The organism is Roseateles chitinivorans (assembly GCF_050632235.1).
Lineage (GTDB): Bacteria > Pseudomonadota > Gammaproteobacteria > Burkholderiales > Burkholderiaceae_C > Roseateles > Roseateles chitinivorans_A.
Window position 1 is genome coordinate 4093385 of the sequence record NZ_CP192584.1, and the last position, 22738, is coordinate 4116122.

18 protein-coding genes are annotated in these 22738 nt (G+C 70.6%); 12 read left to right on the forward strand and 6 right to left on the reverse strand.

The features are described from left to right. Positions 1-96 precede the first annotated feature (96 nt). Both ACQ859_RS18565 and ACQ859_RS18570 read left to right on the forward strand, forming a co-directional pair. Positions 97-498: a VOC family protein gene (locus ACQ859_RS18565; RefSeq protein ID WP_431262164.1), complete on the forward strand. Its 402-nt coding sequence runs from the start codon at positions 97-99 to the stop codon at positions 496-498. 85 nt (positions 499-583) lie between these two features. Beyond that, positions 584-1498, forward strand: coding sequence for an alpha/beta fold hydrolase (locus tag ACQ859_RS18570; RefSeq protein ID WP_431262165.1), 915 nt, complete (start codon positions 584-586; stop codon positions 1496-1498). A 30-nt stretch (positions 1499-1528) separates the two neighbouring features. Here ACQ859_RS18570 and ACQ859_RS18575 read toward each other — a convergent pair whose 3' ends face one another. Continuing rightward, positions 1529-2458 (reverse strand): LysR substrate-binding domain-containing protein, encoded by a 930-nt coding sequence (locus tag ACQ859_RS18575; RefSeq protein WP_431257193.1) that lies wholly within the window; start codon positions 2456-2458, stop codon positions 1529-1531. A 114-nt stretch (positions 2459-2572) separates the two neighbouring features. Here ACQ859_RS18575 and ACQ859_RS18580 point away from each other — a divergent pair, with 114 nt between their 5' ends. The 3 genes from ACQ859_RS18580 (at position 2573) to ACQ859_RS18590 (ending at position 5186) form a co-directional block, all read left to right on the forward strand. Further along, a complete protein-coding gene (locus ACQ859_RS18580) occupies positions 2573-3352 on the forward strand; it encodes an SDR family oxidoreductase (RefSeq protein WP_431262166.1) in 780 nt (259 codons plus the stop codon). Between the two features lie 145 nt (positions 3353-3497). Next, positions 3498-4844 carry a S8 family serine peptidase gene (locus ACQ859_RS18585; protein ID WP_431262167.1) on the forward strand — a complete coding sequence of 449 codons (1347 nt, stop codon included), beginning with the start codon at positions 3498-3500 and terminating at the stop codon, positions 4842-4844. A 90-nt stretch (positions 4845-4934) separates the two neighbouring features. Further along, complete coding sequence (locus ACQ859_RS18590; protein WP_431262168.1) at positions 4935-5186, forward strand: hypothetical protein; 252 nt, start codon at positions 4935-4937, stop codon at positions 5184-5186. Positions 5187-5199: 13 nt separating this feature from the next. Here the strand turns inward: ACQ859_RS18590 and ACQ859_RS18595 are convergent, their stop codons facing one another. Both ACQ859_RS18595 and ACQ859_RS18600 read right to left on the reverse strand, forming a co-directional pair. Next, positions 5200-6588 carry a sigma-54-dependent transcriptional regulator gene (locus ACQ859_RS18595; protein WP_431262169.1) on the reverse strand — a complete coding sequence of 463 codons (1389 nt, stop codon included), beginning with the start codon at positions 6586-6588 and terminating at the stop codon, positions 5200-5202. Further along, entirely contained in the window at positions 6585-8483 is a 1899-nt protein-coding gene (locus tag ACQ859_RS18600; RefSeq protein WP_431262170.1) for a sensor histidine kinase, read from the reverse strand. The genes ACQ859_RS18595 and ACQ859_RS18600 overlap by 4 nt, the downstream gene beginning before the upstream one ends. Before the next feature lie 243 nt (positions 8484-8726). Here ACQ859_RS18600 and ACQ859_RS18605 point away from each other — a divergent pair, with 243 nt between their 5' ends. From ACQ859_RS18605 to ACQ859_RS18625, 5 genes are all read left to right on the forward strand, one after another. Continuing rightward, positions 8727-9314 carry a DUF4166 domain-containing protein gene (locus tag ACQ859_RS18605; RefSeq protein WP_431262171.1) on the forward strand — a complete coding sequence of 196 codons (588 nt, stop codon included), beginning with the start codon at positions 8727-8729 and terminating at the stop codon, positions 9312-9314. A gap of 1 nt (position 9315) precedes the next feature. Then, the gene (locus ACQ859_RS18610) at positions 9316-10833 is read left to right on the forward strand and encodes a TIGR01777 family oxidoreductase (RefSeq protein ID WP_431262172.1); all 1518 of its coding nucleotides are present in this window, start codon (positions 9316-9318) and stop codon (positions 10831-10833) included. Between the two features lie 16 nt (positions 10834-10849). After that, a complete protein-coding gene (locus ACQ859_RS18615) occupies positions 10850-12613 on the forward strand; it encodes a hypothetical protein (protein ID WP_431262173.1) in 1764 nt (587 codons plus the stop codon). Between the two features lie 123 nt (positions 12614-12736). Then, positions 12737-14779: a di-heme oxidoredictase family protein gene (locus tag ACQ859_RS18620; RefSeq protein WP_431262174.1), complete on the forward strand. Its 2043-nt coding sequence runs from the start codon at positions 12737-12739 to the stop codon at positions 14777-14779. Continuing rightward, complete coding sequence (locus ACQ859_RS18625) at positions 14734-15117, forward strand: di-heme oxidoredictase family protein (protein WP_431266596.1); 384 nt, start codon at positions 14734-14736, stop codon at positions 15115-15117. Before ACQ859_RS18620 ends, ACQ859_RS18625 begins: the two co-directional genes overlap by 46 nt. Before the next feature lie 136 nt (positions 15118-15253). Here the strand turns inward: ACQ859_RS18625 and norR are convergent, their stop codons facing one another. Next, on the reverse strand, positions 15254-16837 hold the full coding sequence (norR, locus tag ACQ859_RS18630) for a nitric oxide reductase transcriptional regulator NorR (RefSeq protein ID WP_431262175.1): 1584 nt from the start codon (positions 16835-16837) through the stop codon (positions 15254-15256). Positions 16838-17020: 183 nt separating this feature from the next. Between norR and hmpA the strand changes: the two genes are divergently transcribed. Beyond that, complete coding sequence (hmpA, locus tag ACQ859_RS18635; protein ID WP_431262176.1) at positions 17021-18208, forward strand: NO-inducible flavohemoprotein; 1188 nt, start codon at positions 17021-17023, stop codon at positions 18206-18208. Positions 18209-18321: 113 nt separating this feature from the next. Next, the gene (locus ACQ859_RS18640; protein ID WP_431262177.1) at positions 18322-19155 is read left to right on the forward strand and encodes an enoyl-CoA hydratase-related protein; all 834 of its coding nucleotides are present in this window, start codon (positions 18322-18324) and stop codon (positions 19153-19155) included. A gap of 54 nt (positions 19156-19209) precedes the next feature. On the opposite strand, the gene ACQ859_RS18645 is transcribed toward ACQ859_RS18640, so the two are convergent. Beyond that, positions 19210-21468 (reverse strand): putative bifunctional diguanylate cyclase/phosphodiesterase, encoded by a 2259-nt coding sequence (locus ACQ859_RS18645; RefSeq protein ID WP_431262178.1) that lies wholly within the window; start codon positions 21466-21468, stop codon positions 19210-19212. Positions 21469-21613: 145 nt separating this feature from the next. Then, entirely contained in the window at positions 21614-22543 is a 930-nt protein-coding gene (locus tag ACQ859_RS18650; RefSeq protein WP_431262179.1) for a LysR family transcriptional regulator, read from the reverse strand. Positions 22544-22738 lie beyond the last annotated feature (195 nt).

The following is a 22738-nucleotide window of genomic DNA, read 5'->3' on the forward strand; positions in this document are numbered from 1 at the left end:
GGGGAGTTCATTGACGTCAAGAGGCCATTTCGATACGCTCCAGTATCGCTACTGATTGGTAGCGAAATATCCTGAACCGTCTTTCCTGGGACCCGCATGAACTTCGTTTCCGTCCGAATCATCACCGAGGACATCCAGCGGCTCGTGTCCTTCTATGAGCGCGTGCTGAGCCTTCCCCCGACCTGGTTCACCGAGGACTTTGCAGAGTTCGGCACGCCTGCCGCGACCCTGGCCATCGGCAGCACGCGCACGCTGGCGCTGTTCGGCCAGGACATTGCCGAGGCCGCGACCAATCGATCGGCCATCCTCGAGTTCCTCGTGGAAGACGTCGACGCCCGCCACGCGCAGCTGGCGACCGGCGACGTGCAGGTGGTCCAGGCGCCGACGACCATGCCTTGGGGCAACCGGTCCCTGCTCCTGCGAGACCCGGACGGTCAACTCGTCAATCTCTTCACGCCGGTCACGGAGACGGCTCGGAAGAAATTCGGCTTGACGTGAGACAGGGCCGCGTCGCCGACGCAGCAGCGGATCAGCGCGTCTTGAGATAGCTTCCAGGGCGGGACACGATTCGGAGACCCGCCGCATGATCGAGACCTTCCAACGCCACCTGCCCAACGGCATCACCTTGAGCTGCCGCGCCGCCGGCGAACCGGGCCGGCCGCTGATGGTCTTCCTGCATGGTTTCCCCGAGGCGGCGTTCATCTGGGACGACTTGCTGAGCTTCTTCGCCGATCCCGCGCACGGCGGCCATCGCTGCATCGCGCCGAACCTGCGCGGCTTCGAACGGTCGAGCGCGCCGACCGAGATCGCCGCCTACAAGGCGCAGCTGATGGTGCAGGACATCCAGCAGCTCGTCGCCACCGAGCGCGCCGACGGCAAGATGGCCGCGCTCGTTGCGCACGACTGGGGCGGCGCCTTCGCCTGGGGCTACGCCAACGCCTTTCCGGATCAGGTCGGGAAGCTGGTCATCATCAACTCGCCGCACGCGGGCACGCTGTCGCGAGAGCTGCGCAACAACCCGGCGCAGCGCGAGGCCAGCGCGTACATGAACTTCCTCGCCCGGCCCGATGCCGAGGCGCTGCTTGCCGAAGACGACTTCCAGCGCCTGTGGACGTTCTTCACCCACATGAAGGCGGGTCCCGACGGTTTCGGATGGCTCACCGAGGATCTCAAGGCGCAGTACCGGGAGGTCTGGCGCGCCGGCCTCACCGGCGCCTGCAACCTTTATCGCGTCACGCCGATGAAGCCGCCGCTGCCCGGCCAGACCGTCGACAGCATCCCGGTGCTCCCGCGCGAACGGCTGATGGTGACCATGCCGACGCTGGTGTTCTGGGCGCTCGACGACACCGCGCTGCTGCCGGGGCTGCTCGACGGGCTCGACGACTACGTGCCGCGGATGGCACTCCTGAAGGTGCCCGGCGCCACGCACTGGATCGTGCATGAACAGCCGCGATTGATCGCAAGCGAGATCGAGCGCTTCCTGCAGCGCTCGACCTGAGCGCCCTCCTTCGCGTGCCCCCGAGCGCGCTCATCCCTGCTTGAACCGCGCCGCATACCCCTTGGCCTTGAACTGCTCGATCACGTGATCGACGAACACCCGCACCTTGGCCGGCACGAGCCGGCGGCTCGTGTAGTAGATCGCCAGCGGCAGCGCCTCGGCGTACCAGGCCGGCAGCACCGGCACCAGTTCGCCGCGCTCGAGGAAGGGCACCGCGTGCGGCAGCGGCAGCAACGCGATGCCCATGCCGCTGGCCGCCGCGCGGCCCATGGCCTCGGGGTCGTCGAGCACCATCACCGGACGCACGCTGGCCACCACCTCCTCGCCGGCCTTGTTCTTGAGGACCCACGGCACCAGCCGTCCTGAACTCAGCGAGCGTCGCAGCAGCCCGCGGTGACGCGCCAGATCGCCCGGCTGCTTCGGCACCGGGTTCGCCGCCAGATACGCCGGCGCGGCGACGAGCACGATCCGCAGGCGTGCGAGCTCGCGCGCGATCAGCGCATCCGTCAATTCGATCCCGCCGCCGATGGCGACGTCGAATCCCTCGGCAACCAGATCGACCTGGCGGTTGTCGAAATGCAGGTCCGGCACGACGTCCGGATAGCGCCTCACGAACTCGTCCATCATCGGCACGAAGTACTCGCGTCCCACCGTGTGGGCCAGCGCGACTTTCAGGGTCCCCGCGGGTTTGCCGGCGCCCTGCCTCAGGTCGGTCAACGCGTCGCCGATCTCGCTCCACGGCCGTCGCACCTGCGCGTAGAGGCGCTCGCCGTCGGTCGTCAGCGCCAGGTTGCGCGTGCTGCGCTGGAACAGCCGCACGCCCAGCCTCGCCTCGAACTGCGCCACGCTCTTGCTCACCGCCGCGGGCGTCAGGCCCAGCCGCCGCGCGGCCGCGGAAAAGCTCCCCTCGTCGGCGGCGGCGAGGAAGGCATCGAGGGTGCTGCTCAGTTCGGTCGACATGCCGCCAGCTTATACCAATGGTTGAAACTGAACACGCACCTTTCCAACTACCGCAATCAGGTGGCGACGACCATAGTTGAGTCCATCAACCACCCCTCTCCGAAAGGAAACACCATGAGCACCGCCACCCACACCTCCGCCAAGACCTCCACCAACGCCGTCCTGGCCGGCAAGGTCGCCTTCATCCATGGCGGGTCCCGCGGCATCGGCGCGGCTTCCGCCCGGCGTCTGGCCCGCGACGGCGCGACCGTCGCCATCGGCTACGCGGCGTCGGCCATCGCGGCCGAAGCGCTGGTCGAAGAGATCAAGGCCGCCGGCGGCCAGGCGATCGCCGTCAAGGCCGACGCCACCGACGCCGCCGCCCTCACCCGCGCCATCGACGGCGTCGCCGAGCGCTTCGGCCGCCTGGACATCCTCGTCAACAGCGCCGGCGTGCTCGCTGTCGCGCCGCTGGACCAGTTCACGCTGGAAGACTTCGACCGCACCGTCGCCGTCAACGTGCGCTCGGTCTTCGTCGCCTCGCAGGCGGCGGCCAAGCACATGCGCGAGGGCGGCCGCATCATCAACATCGGCAGCACCAACGCCCAGCGCATGCCCTTCGCCGGCGGTGCCGTCTACGCGATGAGCAAGTCCGCGCTGGTCGGCCTGGTGAAGGGCCTGGCGCGTGACCTCGGCCCGCGCGGCATCACCGTCAACAACGTGGCCCCCGGCCCGGTCGACACCGACATGAACCCCGCCGACACCGACTTCGCCGCTGGCCTGCACGGCCTGATGGCCCTGCCGCGCCACGGCAAGGCCGATGAGATCGCCGCGATGGTGGGCTACCTGGCGGGACCGGAAGCCGGCTTCGTCACCGGCGCCGACCTGCTGATCGACGGCGGCTTCGCGGCTTGAGGGCAGACGTCTGATCACCCGGCCGTGTCCGCGAGGGCGCGGCCGGAGCGGGAAGATTCAGGCCTCGTCCTCAAGGCGATGGATGCGGCGCCAACGATCCGGATTGCAGACTGCGACACCCCATTCCGGGGCAAGGAGCAGCATCATGGCGACATCCAAATCCGCATCGCGCCGCATGCAAGTGCGACGTCCCCTTGCGATCACTGAGACATCTCCTGCCGCGCCGGCGCCTACGGCATCGACCTCCATCGAGGACATGCTGCTGGCAGCACAGAGCAGCGGCAGCGATTCCATGGAGACGGGCCGCTACATCGTGACCTTCAAGGAGGGCGCGATCACGGAAGGCATCAAGGCCCTGAAGTCCAGGTCGATGCGCATGGCCGACGCCCGAGACTTCGAGGGACAGTCCCTCCAGATGGAGGCGCTCGGAGATGCGGATGCCGTCGTCTTTCCGGAGATTGGTGCCGCGCTCATCGGCGCTCCCGCCGCCTTGGCTCACGGTCTTGAGGCCATGTCGGAGCCTGGCGCCGACGACCCCATGCAGATCGTCGAGCCCGAGTACTTCGTGTTCCCTGCCGGCAGCGAGGACTATCTGCGCGGATTCCTTCGAGCCGCTGAAACCATCGCGAGGGACCTCAGCACCGGCGATGTGCCGTCGCCGGGCGCTCCCGGCGAACAGGCCGAAGTCGCCGGCAATACCTGGGGCCTCAACGCCTGCCGCGTACCTGCCAGTACGCGCAATGGCACCGGCATCAAGGTGGCCGTGCTCGATACCGGCTTTGCCATCGGCCACCCGGATTTCGTCGGACGCGCCCTCGTTACCAACACGTTCGTCGGTCAACCGGTACAGGACCTACACGGCCACGGCACGCATTGCATCGGCACGGCGCTCGGCCCGCAGGCGCCCTCGGGCACGACACCGCGTTACGGCATCGCGTTCCGCGGCACCATCTACGTCGGCAAGGTGCTGAGCAATTCCGGCGGTAGCGTCGGTGGCAGCGTGCTGGCCGGGATGAACTGGGCCATCGCGAATGGATGCGAAGTGATCTCGATGTCGCTGGGCGGCCAAGGCCCAGTGCAGGCCGCCTATACCGCGGCGGGCCAGGCCGCGCTGAACCGGGGCCTGCTCATCATCGCCGCCGCCGGCAACGCGGGCGGCCCCACCGGTTATCCAGCCAATTCGCCGACGATCATGTCCGTGGCCTCGCTCGACCCCAATCTGCAGCCCTCGTCCTTCTCGAACTTCGGGAAAATCGACATCGCGGCACCAGGGCGGGACATCTTTTCCGCCGCGCCGATGCCGCGTCGCTACGCCACGATGAGTGGCACCAGCATGGCCACGCCGCACGTGTCGGGTTGCGCCGCCCTGTGGGCCCAGACCCATCCGGGATTGCGTGGGGTGGCGCTCTGGAACCGACTGCGCGATACCGCGCGGAAGCTGCCCCTGTTCCCGCCATCCCGGATCGGCGCCGGTCTGGTGCAGGCGCCCTGAAGTCGCCAGCCGGTTTCCCCCGGAGGCGCTCCCACCGGAGCGACAATGCAGGCTTCCCCCTTCCCACCAGCATCCGCTCCGGAGGCAACCATGACCTCGACCCGACACTCCGCCCAGGTGGAATGGGTAATCACCCTTTCCCCCGAGGTCATCCCCGCCGAGGCAGGTCGCGCGCTGGAGAAGGCCGGGTTACGCGTCGATCAGGTGCTCGAGGCGATCGGCGTGATCACCGGTCGCGGCACGCAAGGGCTGGGCGAAGCGCTGCGACGGGTGAATGGCGTTGCGGACGTGTCGGAGCAGGCGCCCATCGACATCGGACCGCCCGATTCGTCGGTGAGCTGACCCACCGTCAGGATCACCGCAGCCCCAAGCGCCCGAGCTTCTTGATCAGCCCCGCCCGGGAGATCCCGAGGCGCCGCGCCGCCTCGGACTGGTTCCCCTCGGTCGCCTGCATCGCCTCGCTGATGAGCCGGCGCTCCAGCTCCGTCATCGCCTGGTCGAGCAGGCCGCCGCGGTCGTCGGCATCGATGCCCGCGACGATCGGCGGCACCGCGACCGGCTCTTCACCAGCCGCTAGCGACAGCGCCTCGGCATCCACGTCCTGCTGCCCCGGCAGCAGCAATGCGGCCGCGGCATCGACCACCGCCTTCAGCTCCCGCACGTTGCCCGGCCACTCGCGCGCCGCCAGCCATCCCATCGCGCCCGCCGCGATGCCCGCGCCGCGCTGCCGCGCGAAACTCGCCGCGAGCACCGGCACGTCGCCGCGGCGTTCCGACAGCGCCGGCGTGCGCAGCACCACGCCCTTGAGCCGGTAGTACAGGTCCTCGCGGAACTCGCCGGCCCGCACCATCGCCTCCAGGTCGCGGTGTGTCGCCGCGACCACGCGGACCTCGCTGGTCTTGGTCACCCGGCCGCCGACCGGCATGTAGGTGCCCTCCTGCAGGAACCGCAACAGCTTCACCTGCATCGCCGGCGGCATCTCGCCGACCTCGTCGAGGAACAGCGTCCCGCCGCGCGCGACCTCGACCAGCCCCGGCTGATCGCGGTAGGCGCCGGTGAAGCTGCCCTTCAGATGGCCGAAGAGCTCGCTCTCCAGCAGTTCCGCCGACAGCGCGCCGCAATGGACCGGCACGAACGGCGCGGCGGCCATCGGCCCCTGCTCGTGCAGGGCCCGCGCGACCAGTTCCTTGCCGGTCCCCGTCGGACCGAGCACCAGCACGTTCACCCGCGTCGGCGCGACGCGTCGGATCATCGCCCGCAACGATTGCAGCACCGCCGACTGGCCGACCAACCCCATCGAGTCCTCGCCCTGCTGGCGTCGCAGCTGCGCCAGTTCCGCGTCGAGCCTGCGCTTGCGCAGCGCCCGGTCGACGACGAAACGCAGCAGGTCGGGATCGATCGGCTTGGCCAGGAAGTCCCAGGCCCCGAGGTCGGCCGCGCGCAGCGCGAGCTCGTGTTCGGCGTGGCCGGTGAGCACCACGACTGGCACGCCGGCGAAGCGCGGGATCAGGGTCAGGCCTTGCTCGGGATCCATGCTCGGCGGCATCGCCAGGTCCAGCAGCACCAGGTCCGGCTGCTCGCGCGCGAAAGCCGACAGCGCCTCGTCGCCGTCGCCGGCGGTGAGGACCTCGTGACCCAGGTTGCGCAGGAAGCCGCCGCCCAGGCGCTGGAACGCGGGCTCGTCGTCGACCAGCAGGATGCGGCCGGAGGCCGGGGGCGTCCGGGATGTCGAAGAGGCACTCATCGCGGCAGCTCCAGCGTGAAACAGGTGGTCCAGGGCGGACGGACGGTCAGCGCGACGCGCCCGCCGTGCGCCTCGGCGATGCGCGCGACGATCGCCAGCCCCAACCCCGTGCCGCCGGGGCTGCGCGAGGCGAAAGGCTCGAAGAGGCGGTCGCGCAGTTCCGGCGGGACGCCCGCGCCGTCGTCGCAGACGTGCAGGCGGAGCATGGCGCCGTCGGAAGCGGCTGCCGGTCCATCGCCGCCATCGAGATCGATGTCGATCTCGCAGCCCGCCGCCGACGCGCCGCGCGCGTTCTCGATCAGGTTGATCAGGGCCTGCTCGAGGCGCCTCGGGTCGATCGTTTGCACCCACCACTCGGCGGGCCATGCCGGCGACAGCCGGGCGCCGGCCTGACGTCGGATCAGGGACTCGACGAGCGAACGCAGCTCGAAGCGCTCGCGCTGGAGCTTCCACGGCTTGGCGTAGTCCAGCAGGTCGCTGGTCAGGTGCGCGATCCGCGCCACCTGCGCACCGACTTCCTGCCGCGTCTCGGTCGGTGCCATCGCCACGGCCATGCCGATGATGTTGAGCGGATTGCGGATGTCGTGCGCGACGCTGGCGGCCAGCGCGCCCAGTTCGGCCAGGCGTGCCTGGATCTGGCGGTCGCGCTCACGCGCCGCGGCCTGCTGCGCCTGCTCGACGCGCACGGCGGCATCGGCCAGCACCGTCGCGAACAGCTCCGCCACGTGGCGTTGTCCGGGTGGTGCCGCCTCCCAGGCCGTCCAGCGCGGCGTCCAGGACGGGCCGTCGCGCCGCATCGTCAGGGCGGGTCGGTCCGTCGGCGGCCGCTCGACGAGGGCGCCCTCCTCCACGCCAGCTCCCGGACTCGTGCCCATGGCCGCGTTCGCCGCCATCGCCGCGCTGGCCTCCTCCTGCACGATCACCGCCACCGGCGTCCCGAGGCGCCGGGTCAGCAGCGCCGAGGCCTCCGCGCCCAGGCGCTCAAGGCTGCCAGCCGCCTGCAGCGTGTCGCGCCAACGGCCGAGGTCCAAGGCGCTGACCTCGCCGCCGGGATAGATGAGGCGCTGGACGAAGCGCCGCACCGGGCCGTTCAGCGCCAGGCAACCGGCGGCCACCGCCAGGCCGCTGAGCCAGCGCGACTCGAACGGCAGCACCAGCGGCATCAGCCCGACGATCGCGATGCCGGACGCCAGCAGCAGCGTCCACACCAGCGCCTTGCCGGCCCACGCGTTCGCGACGAACACGCCATACCGCAGGATCCCGTAGACCAGCATCAGCGGATAGAGCGGGAAGGCCAGCAGCGGGAACGGATAGACCGGCCAGCCCATCAGCGCGATCGCGTAACCGCCCAGGCAGGCCAGTCCCCAGAGGCACGACGCCGTGACGGCGGCGACCTGGCCCCGCGCCGGTCCGCGACCATCGGTCGGCGGACGCATCAGCGCGTGCAGCAGCACGCCCACGCCGCCCAGTCCGAGCACGACCCACGACAGGCTGGTGATCACGGCGGCGGGTTCCGCGAGCGCGAGGCGGCCCACGTCCGGGTGGTCGACGAAATGCGCCGGCACCAGCACCTGCGACACCAGCACCGCCACGCCCCCGAGCGCATAGGCCGCGGTGATCCAGCCCCGGCGCAGCGGCGCCCGGCAGAACACGACGCAGAAATGGAAGAACACCGCGGCGGACAGCGGCGCCGTCGCCAGCACGTGGAGCGAGAGCGTCTCGACGCCCGGCCCGAACCAGTTCGGCAACTCGTTGCCGGAGATCCAGACCGCGATGCCGACCAGGAAGGCGGCCAGCAGCCGTCCACCGGCCACCCGGTCGGCCCAGGCCAGCAGCACGCCCGCCAGCAGCAGCGTCTCGGCCAGCGCCATCCCCATCGTCACCCGCAGCAGCATGTGTATACGTCGTAGATAGTCGACAGGGCGACCACTGTATACGACGAATACAGCTCATGGTTTGGCGCTCAATGGAATCAACGACTTAGACGCTTTTCCAAGGTGGCCCGTTTCTCGCGATAGAGGAGGCATGAACACCCTCTTCCGCGCCCCGCTCCACCTCCGGTCCCGGTTGGCCGCGCTGGTCCCGGCTTCGGCACCGGCATCCGCAACGGCACCGGCCCCCTCGACCTGCCCGCGTTGATGGGCGCCGACGCCTGGGCGCGACTGCCCGCAGCGGTGCAGCGCCGTTTCGGCACGCATGCCGAGCCGGTCTGCTACGCCGGCCGGATGGACCTGCACTGCTCGCGGCTGGGCCGCGCGCTGGCCTGGCTCGCCTGGCCGCTGCGCGGACCGCTGACGCCCGACCGCGCCCAGGGCCTGCCGGCCGAAGTCGCCGTCACCCCCGACGGCCGCGGCGGCGTCATCTGGTCCCGTCGGCTGGGCAATCGGGTCGTCCAGTCCGTCAAGCGCGCGCATCCGGCCGGCCCCGGTGTGCTCGAGCGCACACGCGGCGGGCTGGCCATGGCGCTGGACGTCCTGGAGGACGACGGCGCCCTGGTCTTCCGGAGCCGTCACTACCTCTGGTGTCTCGGACCGGTCCGCCTGCGCCTGCCCGACCTGCTCAGCCCCGGCCAATGCCGCGTCGAGCACCGCGACCTCGGCGCCGGCCGCTTCCGGTTCACCTTGACCATGACCCATGCCCGCTGGGGCCTGACCTTTCAACAGACCGGCGTCTTCATCGATCCCATCGATCCCATCGATCCCGTCGACCCGGTCCAGGAGTCCTGACATGCACATCCTCGATGCCGTCCTCATCGGCCAGGCGCTGCTCGGCGCGTTCGACAACCTCTGGCACCACGAATGGGCCGCGCGGCTGCCGCAACGGCGCGGCGCCCGGCGCGAACTCGCGCTGCACGCGGGGCGCGAGGCGCTCTACGGCGCGCTCTTCCTCGGACTGGCCTGGTGGTCGTGGCACGGCGCGCTCGCCGCGGTCGTCGCCGCGGTGCTGGGCGTGGAGGTGCTCATCACATTGACCGACTTCCTCGAGGAGGACCGCACGCGTCAGCTGCCGCCCTTCGAGCGCTGGCTGCACACGGTCCTGACGGTCTGCTACGGGCTCTTCCTCGGCCTGATGGGGCCGCGGCTGCTCGCGTGGTGGCAGGAGCCCACCGGCCTGGAAGCCGCCGGACGCGGTCCGGTCTCATGGCTCTTCACCGCCATGGCCATCGTGGTGTGGGCTTGGAGCGCGCGCAACGTGCTGGCCGTGCAACGCCTGCGCCGCGAAGCCGCCGCGTTGGAGGACCAGCCGGCCCGACCATTGCAACCGCGCCATGCGTCGGCGGTGCTCGTGACCGGCGCGACCGGCTTCGTGGGCCAGGCGCTGGTGCGCCGGCTGCGGGCGCAGGGGCGCCGGTTGATCGTGCTGTCGCGCGACCCGAAGCAGGCGCGGCTGCAGTTCAGCGCGGACATCGCCGTGATCGGCACGCTCGACGACATCGCCGCGGAGACCCGCATCGAGGCCATCGTCCACCTCGCCGGCGCCCGCGTGCTCGGCCGTCCCTGGACCCGCGCACGGCGGCGCGAGCTGATGGAGAGCCGCACCGGACTGACCGAGCAGCTCCATCGACTGGCGCGCCGGCTGGAGCGTCCGCCGCAGGTGCTGGTGGCGGCGTCCGCGGTGGGCTTCTACGGCGCGCCCGAGGCCGGTGCGCTGTGCGACGAAGCCTCGCCCGCGCAACCGGGCGTCTTCCAGTCCGACCTCTGCGCCGCCATCGAGCATGAGGCGATGCGGCTGGAAACGGTCGGCATGCGGGTGGTGCGGCTGCGCTTCGGCGTGATCCTCGGCCGCGAGGACGGTGCCTATCCGATGCAGGCGCTGGCGGCGCGTTTCGGACTGGGCGCGCAGTTGGGCGACGGCCGCCAGCCGGTGCCGTGGATCCACCTGGACGACGCCGTCGGCTTCATCGACTGGGCGCTGCGACGCCCGGATGTGCGCGGCGCCGTGAACGCGGTGGCCCCGGACCGCTGCTCGCAGGCCGTGTTCTCGGCCGTGCTGGCCGCCTCCTTCGGTCGCACCGCCTGGATGCGGATGCCGGCGGCGCCGTTGCGCTGGCTCGCGGGCGAGATGTCGACGCTGCTGCTGGACGGCCAGCGCGTCGTGCCGCATATCGCCCAGGCGGGCGGCTTCGTCTACCGCTTCCCGACGCTGGCGGCGGCGCTGCGCGACCTCGCTTCGCATCCGCAGGCACCGGTTCGGATCCGGCCCTCCGACGGGGGACGCACTGCCGACGATGCCGCATCGATGTAACGGCACGCCAGGCGTCATGAGCAGCACCATTCCCACCGCACGCGCGATCAACGTCCCTCCTCCGTCGGCCGAGACGCTCACCGGGCCGCAGACGCAGGCGACGCCGATGACGCCAGCCGTCGTCGAGACCCCGTCCAAGCCGTCCTCAAGCGAGCACATCCTGCCCGAGGGCCTGTCGTCGCGTCGATCTTCCCGCGATGCGACGAAGACCGACGGCGGATCGGAGGCGCCCGTGCGGTCTCGGCCGTCCACGCCGCCGCGCCAGTCGGCGCCCAAGGTGCTCAGCCGGGCGTCGTCCGCAAGCAGCGGCGGCGCCGGACGGGCCGCCGATCCGCACGGCAGCGGCGAGAACATCCCGATGACGCCGCTGACCCCCAACCTCAACGGCAGCAGCAGTTCGCTCGCCAGCGATGCCCTGCGCACCAGCGGCGGCGCGCCCTCGATCACCGAGCAGCGCCGCAGCGCGGCCACCGAGACCGGGCACTCGTCCGCGCTTCCGCGCGAGACGCACGACGAGATCACCCAGCTCACCCGCGGCATGCCGGGCTCATTCGATCCCCTGCCCCGCGCGGAGGCGGACCCGGGTCCCCGCGCGCCCGGCGGCCTGGCCTCGCTGAGCGCGGCCACCGTGCCGAGCCCGCGTGACGTCAACCCGCGCATCGACATCGGCTCGCTCGCGCAGAAGCTGCCCGAGGACGTCACCGGCTGCGTCGCCTACCTGCTCAGCGCGATGCGCCAGGGCCCCGAGGACATCCCCGCTCTCGAGCGGCTGGCCACCCAGCAGGCCGCAGTGCTCGAGTCCCGCGGCATCCACAACCGCGACGACTTCGTCTCCGTGCTCAAGCAGGTGCAGTGGCGCGACCAGGGCACGGCGATGATGCACGGCATGGCCTCGGCCAGCGGCTTCAACCTCGGCACCATTCCGGCCAACCTCAAGCTCGCGGACCTGACCCTGACCAGCCTGATGAAAGCGATGCCCTCGCTCCCGGTCGCCGTGCCAGCACTCATCACCGGCGCGCTGATGGGTTTCGCGCTGTCGATGCTGGACGTCGCCTCCGGCGCCGCCACGGGCAAGACCTTCAAGGACGCCTACTACACGCGCCCGCCCGGCGAGCAGTTGCCCGAGCCCCTCGCCAGCGCCAATGCGCCCACCAAGACCAGCCTGGCCGCCGACAACTCGAAGGCGGCGGGCCTGAGCTACGGCGCCGTGCGCAACGGGCTGGTGCGCATCCCCGCGATGCTCAACTACGAGCTCAAGGGCCAGCCCGAGAAGCGCGCCGCCATGGACGGCATCCTGGATCCGGCCCTCGGGCTGCCGCTGGGCGGGGGCGGGATGCGGGTCATCAAGAACGACTTCGACGTCAGCGCCGGGCGTGCCGGCTTCCAGCACTTACTGGCGCGGGACGATCTCGGCGCCTGCCTCGACCACCTGCAGAAGCCGGCCGCGGAGCAGATCCTCAGCGCCGCGGCGCGCGCCGGCGCCCACGTCAAGAACCTCAAGAGCACCTTCCCCGAGGCGCTCGGCGACGTCTTCGCCAGCAAGGTGGGCTGGACCTCGCACGCGATCCTCAGCGCCGGCTTCGGCGGCCTGACGGCCATGGTGGCCAGCCTGCCGACGACCCTGATGCAGAACTACGGCCTCAGCGAAAAGGACGCCAACGTCACCACGCAGATGCTGAAGTACGTGGTGCTGCAGGCGCTCTATCACGTCTGGGGAGGCGCGCTCGGCGCGGTCGGCGGACCGAAGGCGCCGGATCCCGCGGCGGTCTCCCACGCCTGACGCCGCATCAATTCGACACACATTTAAACTTGCCGGTCGGCAAAACAAACGCCGACACTCCCGCCGCACGTCCCTCGAAGAAGGGGCACCAATCGCACCCACAGGCACGGGAAGGGACCATCCATGGCGTTCAGGCAACTCGGCATCGCCGTGGGCTGCGCGCTGGTCCCCGCACTCGTCGGCGGCACGCTGATGGTGGCCTGCGGCGGCGACGGCAGTCTGCAGGGCTGCAGCGCGCAGGGGATCCCGGGCCTGCGGTCCGGCGGTGACGCCAAGGCCGCCGACACCGCGCCGGCCAAGGCGTCCGACAGCGCGTCGGCGGCCGGAAACGGCCTGCCGGCGCTGATCACGACGCCCTTCCCCGTGCCCGCCCGCGGCGCGGACCTGGTGCCGCTGTTCCCGCCGCAGGCGCCGATCGAGACGCTGCAGTTCACGCTGCCCGACGGCACGCTGGTCACGCGCTTCGGGAACCGCGGCGTCAGCCGTCACGGCCGCGATCGCGGCGAAGAGTGGAACGAGGTCGGCAACGGTCCCAACGAGACCGTCGACGCGACGGGCCATCCGTTGGACAAGGGACCGGGGGCCGCCCTGGCCTTCGTGCCGGACTCCTTCAGGAACCGCACGTGGGGGCTGGAGATCATCGACAACAGCCGCGTGGCCGGTGTCACGCGGCCCACGCTGAAGGTCAACACCTACAACCCGACCGTCGACTTCCTGCCGGGCGGGACCGCGTTCTTCCGCGCCTTCGACCGCGTCGGCGTGACCGCCTATGGCTGGATGAACAACGGCGCGCTGCTCGACCCGACGGGCTCGGTCTGCCGGCCGGTGGACTATCCGGCCAACGGCCAGCCCGGCACCGACCACTGCACGGTGGTGATCAAGGACTGGCCGGGCCATGCCGGCCTGGGCGCCGACGGCTTCCCGGACGGCACCCGCGTGAACGCCAGGCCGCTGAAGGTCGGCGATCCTATCGAGGTGGCCCCGTCGATGTCCACGACGACGCAGTCGATGCAGGCCGCCGGTGACAACGGCGGCGTCCGCTACGTCGCCGGCGAGTGGCTCTACGTCGTCGGGCAAGGCCTGACCCCGTGGCACGGCGTCCAGCCGCGCCTGAACAGCGCGCCGCTGCCGGAGTCCACCTGGTCGGGCGGGCTCGGCTCCGTCTCGTACAACTATTCGGATGAAGGCCTCCGGATGTTCCAGCAGCCCGCCAACCACATCGGCATGCAGAACATGCAGCGCTTCGTGGCAGGGCGCCGCGTGGCGCACAGCAGCGTCGTCACCGGGGAGCACCTCGAGTCCGGCAACGAGCCGATGGCCGCCATCGCCGGCCTTGCGGGCGCCCGCTTCAACGCGACGACCTGCGTGCAATGCCACACCAACAACGGCCGCAGCGCCGCGCCGTTCATGGTCGACCAGCGCGTGGACGGGATGGCCTTCCACGTCGGCGTGAAGGATGCCGATGGAGCGATCCGTCCGGACCCGCGCTACGGCTCGGCGATCCAGATGCATGTGTCGTCGGCCTCGGGCAAGGTGCTGGACGGCGGCGACGGCGTCAAGGTGACGGGCTTCGAGACCCGCCCTGTCAAGCTGGCCGACGGCACGACGATCGAGCTGCGCAAGCCGACGTTCGGCTTCGACGGCCCGGTCCCGGCCTTGTGGTCCGCCCGTGCGGCGCAGCCGATGATCGGGCTCGGCCTGCTGGAGGCCGTGCCTGAAGCGGACATCCTGGCGCGTGCGCGATCCACACCGGATACGGACGGCGTCCTGGGCCAGGCGAACTTCGTCGTGGATCCGGAAACCGGCGCGACGCGGCTGGGCCGCTTCGGCTGGAAGGCGTCCAAGGCCAGCCTGCGCCACCAGGTGGCCGCGGCGCTGCTGAACGACATGTCGGTGGCGTCGCCGGTGTTCCCGAACCGCAGCTGCTCGATGGACCCGGCGGGTTGCCGCACGGCGCCGGCCGAGAAAGGCATCCAGGAAGCCGACCTGACCGCGTTGACGCAGTACATGCAGCTGCTGGCCGTGCCGGCGCAACGCAGCCTCCCGAGCGGCTTCCCGAAGGGGTCGCGCCGCTGGCGGAGCATCGCGTCGATCCGGTGCAGGTGGCCGCCGGCCGCCGGGTGTTCGACGCGTTGCGCTGCGCGGCGTGCCACACGGCGGAGATGAAGACGGGCAGGACCCATCCCTTCGCGGAGTTGCGCGACCAGACGATCCGTCCCTTCACCGACCTGCTGCTGCACGACATGGGCCCGGCGCTGGCGGACAGCCTGCCGGAAGGCCGGGCGCGCGGCGCGATGTGGCGCACGTCGCCGCTGTGGGGCATCGGCTATACCGAGCAGGTGGCCGAGGCGATCCCCGTGGGCTACCTGCATGACGGCCGCGCCCGCACGCTGACGGAGGCCATCCTGTGGCACGGCGGCGAGGCGGAGAAGTCGCGCCGGCGCTTCGAGCAGCTGTCAAAGGCGGATCGCGACGCGCTGCTCGCCTGGCTGCGGTCGCTGTAACGCGAGGGACGAAGACCACGTCACCCGGTGGGCCCGGAATGATGCGTGGGGGCCACTTCAGAGGGATCCCCCGTGCATCGTGGAGCGCCCCGCGCTGAGCCAATCGACGTCGGGCGTATTCCCTGGTCGGCGGACTCTATCGCTGCGAGTTCACACCGAGTCGCTTGGCCAGCCGGAGGAAGTTGCTGCGATCCATGCCGGCCTCTCGCGCGGCGGCAGCCATCGCGCCGCCGTGGCGCGCGATGGCGGCTTCGATCCACTGACGCTGGAAGCGGTCCGTGGCTTCGCGGAGGCCCAGACCGGGGGACGATCCTGTCGTGCCCGTCTCCTGACCCGGCGCCAGGTCTTGCGCGAACTCAGGCTCGGGCTCGCGCGTCGGCGCGGATGAAGCGAGCGGGTCGGGGGACACGGCGGCAGGACGCGCAGTCGCGGCGTCCGCGGTCAGTCCCAGATGCGCCGGCTCGATCGCGATCCAGCGCCCTGCCCGGCCCGCCGACGACAACGCGCGCAACGCGGCGCGGCTGATGAGATGCTCCAGTTCGCGCACGTTGCCCGGCCAGTCGTAGGCCAGCAGGGCCTCCGACGCCGCCGGCGACAGGCGCAGGTTGCGCGCGCCGAGGCGATGCTGGTTCTCCTCGAGGAACCCGCCGGCCAGCGCCAGCACATCGCGGCCGCGCTCGCGCAGCGGCGGCACGTGCAGCGGATAGACCGACAGCCGGTGATACAGATCGGCGCGGAAGCGGCCGCGCGCGACTTCCTCGCGCAGGTCGCGGTTGGTCGCCGCGATCACGCGCACGTCGACCTTCTGCACGCGATCGCTGCCGGGCCGCTGCACGTCGCCACTCTGCAGCACCCGCAGCAGCTTGGCCTGCACCGGCAACGGCAGCTCGCCGACCTCGTCCAGCAGCAGCGTGCCGCCGTCGGCCAGCTCGAACTTGCCGCTGCGGTCGGCGACGGCGCCGGTGAACGCGCCACGCTTGTGGCCGAAAAGCTCGCTGTCCGCCAGCGTCTCCGGCAGCGCCGCGCAGTTGATCTGCACCAGCGGGCGATCGCGCCGCGGCGAGCGCGCATGCAGCCGTTCCGCCACGAGCTCTTTGCCCACGCCGGTCTCGCCGAGCACCAGCACCGTCAGGTCGGAGCCGGCGACGGTGTCGATCTCCTCCCGCAGCCGGACCATCGCGGCGCTGCGGCCGAGCAGCTCACGCGATCCGCCGCGTGAGGCGGCCCGCGCGAGCGCCTGGTCCTGCTCGGCGCGGCGGGCCAGTTCGGCGATGGTCTCCTCGGCGGCGATGCCGGCCTCGAGCAACCGGACGATGCCTTGCAGCCGGCCGTCGTCGACGCCGTCGAAGGCGCGCGGATCCATCGCATCCAGGGTCACGAGGCCCCAGATCCGGCCGTCGACGCGCACGGGCGCGCCCATGCAGTCGTGCACCGCCTCGAGTTCCTGCTGATGTTCCAGCAGCCCGTCATACGGATCGGGCAGGCCCGCGTCGGAGGGAAAGCGCAGCCCCTGCCCGCTGTCCAGCAGACGCGCCAGACGGGGATGCGCCGCCACCGGGAAGCGTCGACCGAGCGCCTCCTCCGCGAGGCCGTCCACGGCCACCGGCTGCAGCACCGGCGCGCCTTCGCCGGGCAGCAGCCGCAGCAACGCGGCGGCGTCGCATCGCACGAGGCCGCGCACGGCGGCGAGCAGCTGGCGGTAGCGGGAATCTGGTGTCACTGCGACCTGTTCGTTGTCAGTTGGACTGCTTCCGATGTTCGGTCATTTTGACCTCTCCTGTCCATCGACAAAATCGTAGTTATTGAAAATCAACAAGTTGCGAATGATTTTTGAAGTCGTCAGCGCTGGCACGGATCGTGAGATGAGGAAAGCATCCTCAACGACTCCGGAGTCCAGAAGCTCATGTTCAAGCCCCAGACCATCGCCCTGATCCAGGCCACGGTGCCGCTGCTGAAGTCGCGCGGCGAGGACATCACGCGGCACTTCTACCGTGCGATGCTGACCGAGCACCCCGAACTGAAAGCCTTCTTCAACGAGGCGCACCAGGCCGAAGGCACGCAGGCGCGGGCGCTGGCCGGCGCGGTGCTGGCCTACGCGAGCCACATCGACCGCGTCCACGAACTGGCCCCCGCGCTGCCCCGCATCATCCAGAAGCACGTGGCGCTGGGCGTGCAGCCCGCGCATTACCCGATCGTCGGCGCGTGCCTGCTGGCCGCGATCCGCGAAGTGCTGGGCGCCGATGTCGCAACCGACGAGATCATCGCCGCCTGGGCGGAGGCCTACGGTGCGCTGGCGCAGCTCCTGATCGACGCCGAGGAACAGGTCTACGCCGCCACCGCCGCGCTGCCGGGCGGCTGGCGCGGACAGCGCGCGATGGTCGTCGCGCGCAAGGCGCGCGAAAGCGAGCTGATCACCTCGTTCTACCTGGAGCCGGTCGACGGCCAGCCGCTGCCGCCTTTCCATCCGGGGCAATACCTGACCCTGGTGCTGGACATCGACGGACGGACGGTGCGCCGGAACTACTCGCTGTCGGATGCGCCGGGCAAGCCCTGGTACCGCGTCAGCATCAAGCGCGAGGACGGCGGGCTGGTGTCCAACTGGATGCACGACACGGCCGAAGTCGGCAGCCGGCTCGACGTGCAGGCGCCGGCCGGCGAGTTCACGCTCGACGCCGCGGCGACGCGGCCGCTGGTGCTGGTGACGGGCGGCGTGGGCATCACGCCGGCGATGTCGATGCTGGAATCGGCGGCGGCCAGCGGGCGCCCGATCCGCTTCATCCACGCGGCGCGGCACGGTGGCGTGCATGCGTTCCGGGAGCGGGTGGATGTGCTCGCCGCGGCGCATGACAACGTCGAGGCGCTGTACGTCTACGACGCCCCGCGCGACGGCGATGAGCCGCACGAGGTCGGCTACGTCACCGATGCGCTGCTGGCGCGCCACCTGCCGGAGGATCGCGACGTCGACCTCTACCTGCTCGGGCCCAAGCCCTTCATGCAGGCGGTCTACCGGGCCGGCCGCTCGCTGGGCATCCCGGCGACGCAGCTGCGCTACGAGTTCTTCGGCCCGGCCGAAGAACTGGTCGGCGCCTGAGAGCCCTCTCCAATCGGCATCGGGCGTCGCGTCCTTGACGCGGCGTCCGGCGGTCTCCCGCTAGCATGGTCCGATTTCCTGCTCCAAGACAGGAACGACCGAAGGAGACTCGAATGGACTGCCTCACCCTGACCGAAGAAGCCGGCGTCGGCCATCTGGTGCTGAACCGGCCCGACGCGATGAACACGATGTCGCCGCAGCTGTGGCGCGAGCTGGAGACGGTGCTGGCGCAGCTGCACCGCAGCCCGACGCTGCGGGCGCTGGTGATCTCGTCGACGGGCAAGCACTTCAGCGCGGGGATGTCGCTGGAGGTGTTCCAGAACGGCGGCATCCAGCTCGACGACCGCAGCGCCGAAGGCCGCGCGGCGATCGTCGACCTGCTGGCCGACATGCAGCGGGCCTTCAACCAGCTCGACGAGCTGCGCGTGCCGACGATCGCGGCGATCCAGGGCGGCTGCATCGGCGGCGCGGTGGACCTGGTCGCGGCCTGCGACATCCGCTATGCGGAGACCGGCGCGTTCTTCTGCATCCAGGAAATCAACATCGGCATGGTGGCCGACCTGGGCACGCTGCAGCGCCTGCCGAAGCTGGTGCCGCTGGGCGTGGTCAAGGAACTGGCCTACACCGGCCGCCGCATGCCGGCGGCGCGGGCGCAGGCGGTGGGGCTGGTCAACGACGTCTTCGCGACGCAGGCCGAGTGCGTCGACGCCGCGCTGCAATGCGCGCGCGAGATCGCGCAGAAGCCGCCGGTGGCGATCTGGGGCAGCAAGCAGGCGATCCACTACGCGCGCGACCACGGCGTCAAAGACAGCCTCCAGCAGATGGGCTGGCTGCAGGCGGCGATCTGGCAGAACAGGAACCTGATGGAAGCGTTCGCAGCGGCTCAGGCCAAGCGGCCGACGGCGTTCCCCGACCTGGCCGCCCTGAAGTACTTCCGGGAAGGCTGAGCGCGATCGGCGCGGCGTCGCAGCACACCTGCAGCGGCCGCCGCCCCTGCCCCGTCAGAAGTTCGTCGCCGCGAACTTGACTTCCAGGCCGGTCAGCGTGGCCACGGCCTGGGCGCAATACTCCCCGCGATCGGTTTCGCGCCGCAGCATCGCCTCGAGCTCGGACGCGGGCACGCCCGGGCTGTACAGGAAGCCCTGCAGCAGGTCGCACCCCAGAGCGCCCAGCACGCGCTCCTGCGCGTCCGTCTCCACGCCTTCGGCGACCACCTTGAGCCGCAGCGTGCGGGCCATCTGCACGATGGCCTGGGCGATCGCCCGGTCTTCGATGTCGTCGGCGATCCCGCGCACGAAGCTCCGGTCGATCTTCAGCGTGTCGACCGGGAAACTGCGCAGTTGCGACAGCGACGAATAACCCGTGCTGAAATCGTCCACCGCCAGACGCACGCCGCGCGCCTTGAGCGCCCTCAGCATCCCGGCGGTCCGGCCCCCGTCCTGCATCAGCATGCTTTCGGTGATCTCGAATTCCAGCCGCGTCGGATCGACGCCGGAGTCCGCGATCGCCGCGTCGATGTCGGCGAGCATCGAGGGACTGCGGAACTGGGCCGGCGACAGGTTGATCGCCATGCCGATCGCGGGCAGCCCCTCGCGCTGCCAGGCGACCAACTGCTCGCAGGCCTGGCGCATCACCCAGCGTCCCAGCGGGACGATCAGGCCGGTCTCCTCGGCGATCGGGATGAACTTCACCGGCGAGATGCTGCCCAGTTGAGGATGCTTCCAGCGCACCAGCGCCTCGACGCCTTCGATCAAGCCCGTGTGCGCCGAGACCTTGGGCTGGTAGTGGACGGACAGCGCCTCGGCCTCGACGGCCTGGCGCAGCGCGGCCTCGAAGGCCAGACGCTCGACGGAATGGCGGTTGAGGTCCTCGGCGTAGAGCTTGAAGGTGCCGCCGCCGTCTTCCTTGGCGTTGTGCATCGCGATATCGGCGTGACGCATCAGCGTCTCTTCGTTGCCGCCGTCCTTGGGGCAGAGCGCCACGCCGACGCTGGCGCTCAGGCGCAGTTCGTTGCCGCGGATGCGGCACGGCGCGCCCAGTGTGTCGATCAGGTGACGCGCGGTCGCGCCCAGCGCCGCCGGATCGAGCTCGTCCAGCAGCAGGGCGAATTCATCGCTGCCCAGGCGCACGACCACGCGGTGCGCGCCGACGGCGGCCTGCAGGCGTTCACCGAGCAGGCCCAGCAACTCGTCGCCGACGCCGTGCCCGAGCGAGTCGTTGACGTTGCGGAAGCGGTCCAAGCCCAGCATCAGCAACGCGAAGCCGCGATCCGACGCGGCGGCCCAGGCGATCTGCTTGCTCAGCAGCCGCGACAGCGACGCGCGATTGCCCAGACCCGTCACGGGATCGGTGAAGGCCAGGCGCTCGACCTGGGCGGCGGCCTCCTTCGCCATCGCGCTTTCCAGGCGCAGTTCGAACGTGGTCTGTTCCAGCGTCTCGGCCATGGCGTTGAAGGCGCGACCCAATGCCGCCACCTCGGCGGGGCCTTGCGGGGCCAGGCGGGTGCCGAGGTGGCCTTCGGCGAAGGCGTCCACGCCGGCGCGCAGGTCCTCGATGGAGGTGGAAAGCCGGCGCGCCCACCGTGTGCCGGCCAGGGCGACCCCCAGCATCACCGCCAGTCCGGTCAGCGCGATCGCATACAGACGCGGGGCGCTGTCGGCGATCAGTTGCCGGGCGAGGCGGCTGGATTCGAGCGCGAGGACGCCGGTGACCGGGGCATCCGGCGCGGCGGACGCCCGGACGGCGACCGCCATGAAACGGGCGCCGTCGGGATGTTGGGAGCTGGTCTCGGTGAAGCTGCGCGGCATGCCGTCGCGCAGCACGTCATCGATCGTCGTGGACTTGTCGTCGACATAGAGCGAGCCGATCTCAGCCGGCACGACGCTGGCGAGCGTGCGGCGCTGACGGTCCAGCACGAAGAGGTCGCGCTGGTCGACGCCATGGGTGCCGGGCAGGAAGTGCAGCGTGTGACTGGTCGACGCGGACATCGTCTGTGCCAGCGACAGCGCGAGATTGCGAGCCTCGACCTGGGCGGCCTGCTCGAGGGAGTGCCACTGCAACGTCAGCGCGGCGCCCGTGATCAGGCCCACGGCGGCGCACGCCACGGCGACCAGGCCCAGCAGCCTGCGCTGGATGCCGCCTGCCGGTCCCACCCACCGCCGCCAGCGGTCCACCGGCGCGGCACGCGCTTCCTCGACGGCGGGCGCCGCGCCGCGGGACGGCTTCGCCGGCGGGAACGCGATCTGGGCGTGATGTGTCATGGTGAGGCTCCGCGAAGGGGTGCGAGCAAGGACCTGGACTGATTGTTCCGAGCGGGTCCCCGCCTCACCAGCGGCGGATATCCTTCAACGCGCGTCAGCAAGTTGCCGACAGCCTGCCCCGCGGGCCAATCCCTTCAGCGCCTGGCTACGCGGGCAGCGCGGCGGCCCGCCAGCCCACTTCGGCCTCGCGCACCACGCCGCCCACCCAATCCACGAAGGCCCGCACCGTCGGCGACAGGTGCCGGTTCTTCGGATAGAGGACCGACAGCGGGACTGCCGGCGAGGGATAGCGCGTCAGCACGCGTTGCAGCCGTCCGCTGAGCAGATGCGGCTGCACCATGTAGCTGCCGGCGCGGATGAGCCCCAGGCCCTCCAGCGCGCAGGCCACGTAGGCATCGGTGTCGTTGACCACCAGCCCCTCCGGCACCCGGACGAAGCGGTCCTCGTCATCGATGACGAAGTGCCAGTCGAGGGTTCGCGCCGTCCGGCTCGACAGGTAGCCGACGGCGCGGTGCTCCTGGAGATCTTCCAGCGATGTCGGCGTGCCGTGCCGTGCCAGGTATTGCGGCGACGCGCACGTGACCCAGTCGAAGGCGCCGATGCGCCGCGCCACCAGCGTCGGCGAGTCCTCCGGCGTCCCCGCGCGGATGACGCAGTCGATCCCTTCCTGGACCAGCTCCACGGTCCGGTCCGCCACGGTCAGCGTGAGTTCGACGTCGGGGAACTTCGACTGGAACTGCCCGATCGCCGGCAGCACCACCAGACGCGCCAGCGACAGCGTCATGTCCACGCGCAGCCGGCCCCGCGGCCGCCCGGCGCTGCCGGGGAAACCCGCCTCGACCGCCTCGATGTCCGCCAGCAGACGGCGGCAGTGGTCGTAGTAGGTCGTGCCGTCCGGGGTCAGGCTGATGTGCCGCGTGGTCCGCTGCAGCAGACGCACGCCCAGGAAGGCTTCCAGTTCCTTGACCGCGCGCGTCACCCGCGAGGGCGGCAGCGAGAGGCTCTCCGCAGCCCTGCCGAAGCTGTGCATCTCGACGACGCGCGCAAAGATCTGCATCGATTGGAGTCGGTCCATCGGGGTCTCGTCGTGTGGGAAATTTCTTCTTCAAACTGGAACAAGCGACGGAGACCCTTCAGGCTGTTTCTCCTGTGAACCGGTCATTCTCTGCTCCCGATAATTCCATCTGAGGCAATAAATATAGCCAGATTCGGATCTGGATGCGAGGGCGAGAGCCGCGCAGACTGCGGCCCATGTTCCATGCCGAGTCCC

Excerpts from the sequence above, each read along its gene's own strand:
- ACQ859_RS18565 (WP_431262164.1), top strand. The coding sequence starts at position 97 with ATGAACTTCGTTTCCGTCCGAATCATCACCGAGGACATCCAGCGGCTC.
- ACQ859_RS18570 (WP_431262165.1), top strand. The coding sequence starts at position 584 with ATGATCGAGACCTTCCAACGCCACCTGCCCAACGGCATCACCTTGAGC.
- ACQ859_RS18575 (WP_431257193.1), bottom strand. The coding sequence starts at position 2,458 with ATGTCGACCGAACTGAGCAGCACCCTCGATGCCTTCCTCGCCGCCGCC.
- ACQ859_RS18580 (WP_431262166.1), top strand. The coding sequence starts at position 2,573 with ATGAGCACCGCCACCCACACCTCCGCCAAGACCTCCACCAACGCCGTC.
- ACQ859_RS18585 (WP_431262167.1), top strand. The coding sequence starts at position 3,498 with ATGGCGACATCCAAATCCGCATCGCGCCGCATGCAAGTGCGACGTCCC.
- ACQ859_RS18590 (WP_431262168.1), top strand. The coding sequence starts at position 4,935 with ATGACCTCGACCCGACACTCCGCCCAGGTGGAATGGGTAATCACCCTT.
- ACQ859_RS18595 (WP_431262169.1), bottom strand. The coding sequence starts at position 6,588 with ATGAGTGCCTCTTCGACATCCCGGACGCCCCCGGCCTCCGGCCGCATC.
- ACQ859_RS18600 (WP_431262170.1), bottom strand. The coding sequence starts at position 8,483 with ATGCTGCTGCGGGTGACGATGGGGATGGCGCTGGCCGAGACGCTGCTG.
- ACQ859_RS18605 (WP_431262171.1), top strand. The coding sequence starts at position 8,727 with ATGGGCGCCGACGCCTGGGCGCGACTGCCCGCAGCGGTGCAGCGCCGT.
- ACQ859_RS18610 (WP_431262172.1), top strand. The coding sequence starts at position 9,316 with ATGCACATCCTCGATGCCGTCCTCATCGGCCAGGCGCTGCTCGGCGCG.
- ACQ859_RS18615 (WP_431262173.1), top strand. The coding sequence starts at position 10,850 with ATGAGCAGCACCATTCCCACCGCACGCGCGATCAACGTCCCTCCTCCG.
- ACQ859_RS18620 (WP_431262174.1), top strand. The coding sequence starts at position 12,737 with ATGGCGTTCAGGCAACTCGGCATCGCCGTGGGCTGCGCGCTGGTCCCC.
- hmpA (WP_431262176.1), top strand. The coding sequence starts at position 17,021 with ATGTTCAAGCCCCAGACCATCGCCCTGATCCAGGCCACGGTGCCGCTG.
- ACQ859_RS18640 (WP_431262177.1), top strand. The coding sequence starts at position 18,322 with ATGGACTGCCTCACCCTGACCGAAGAAGCCGGCGTCGGCCATCTGGTG.
- ACQ859_RS18645 (WP_431262178.1), bottom strand. The coding sequence starts at position 21,468 with ATGACACATCACGCCCAGATCGCGTTCCCGCCGGCGAAGCCGTCCCGC.
- ACQ859_RS18650 (WP_431262179.1), bottom strand. The coding sequence starts at position 22,543 with ATGGACCGACTCCAATCGATGCAGATCTTTGCGCGCGTCGTCGAGATG.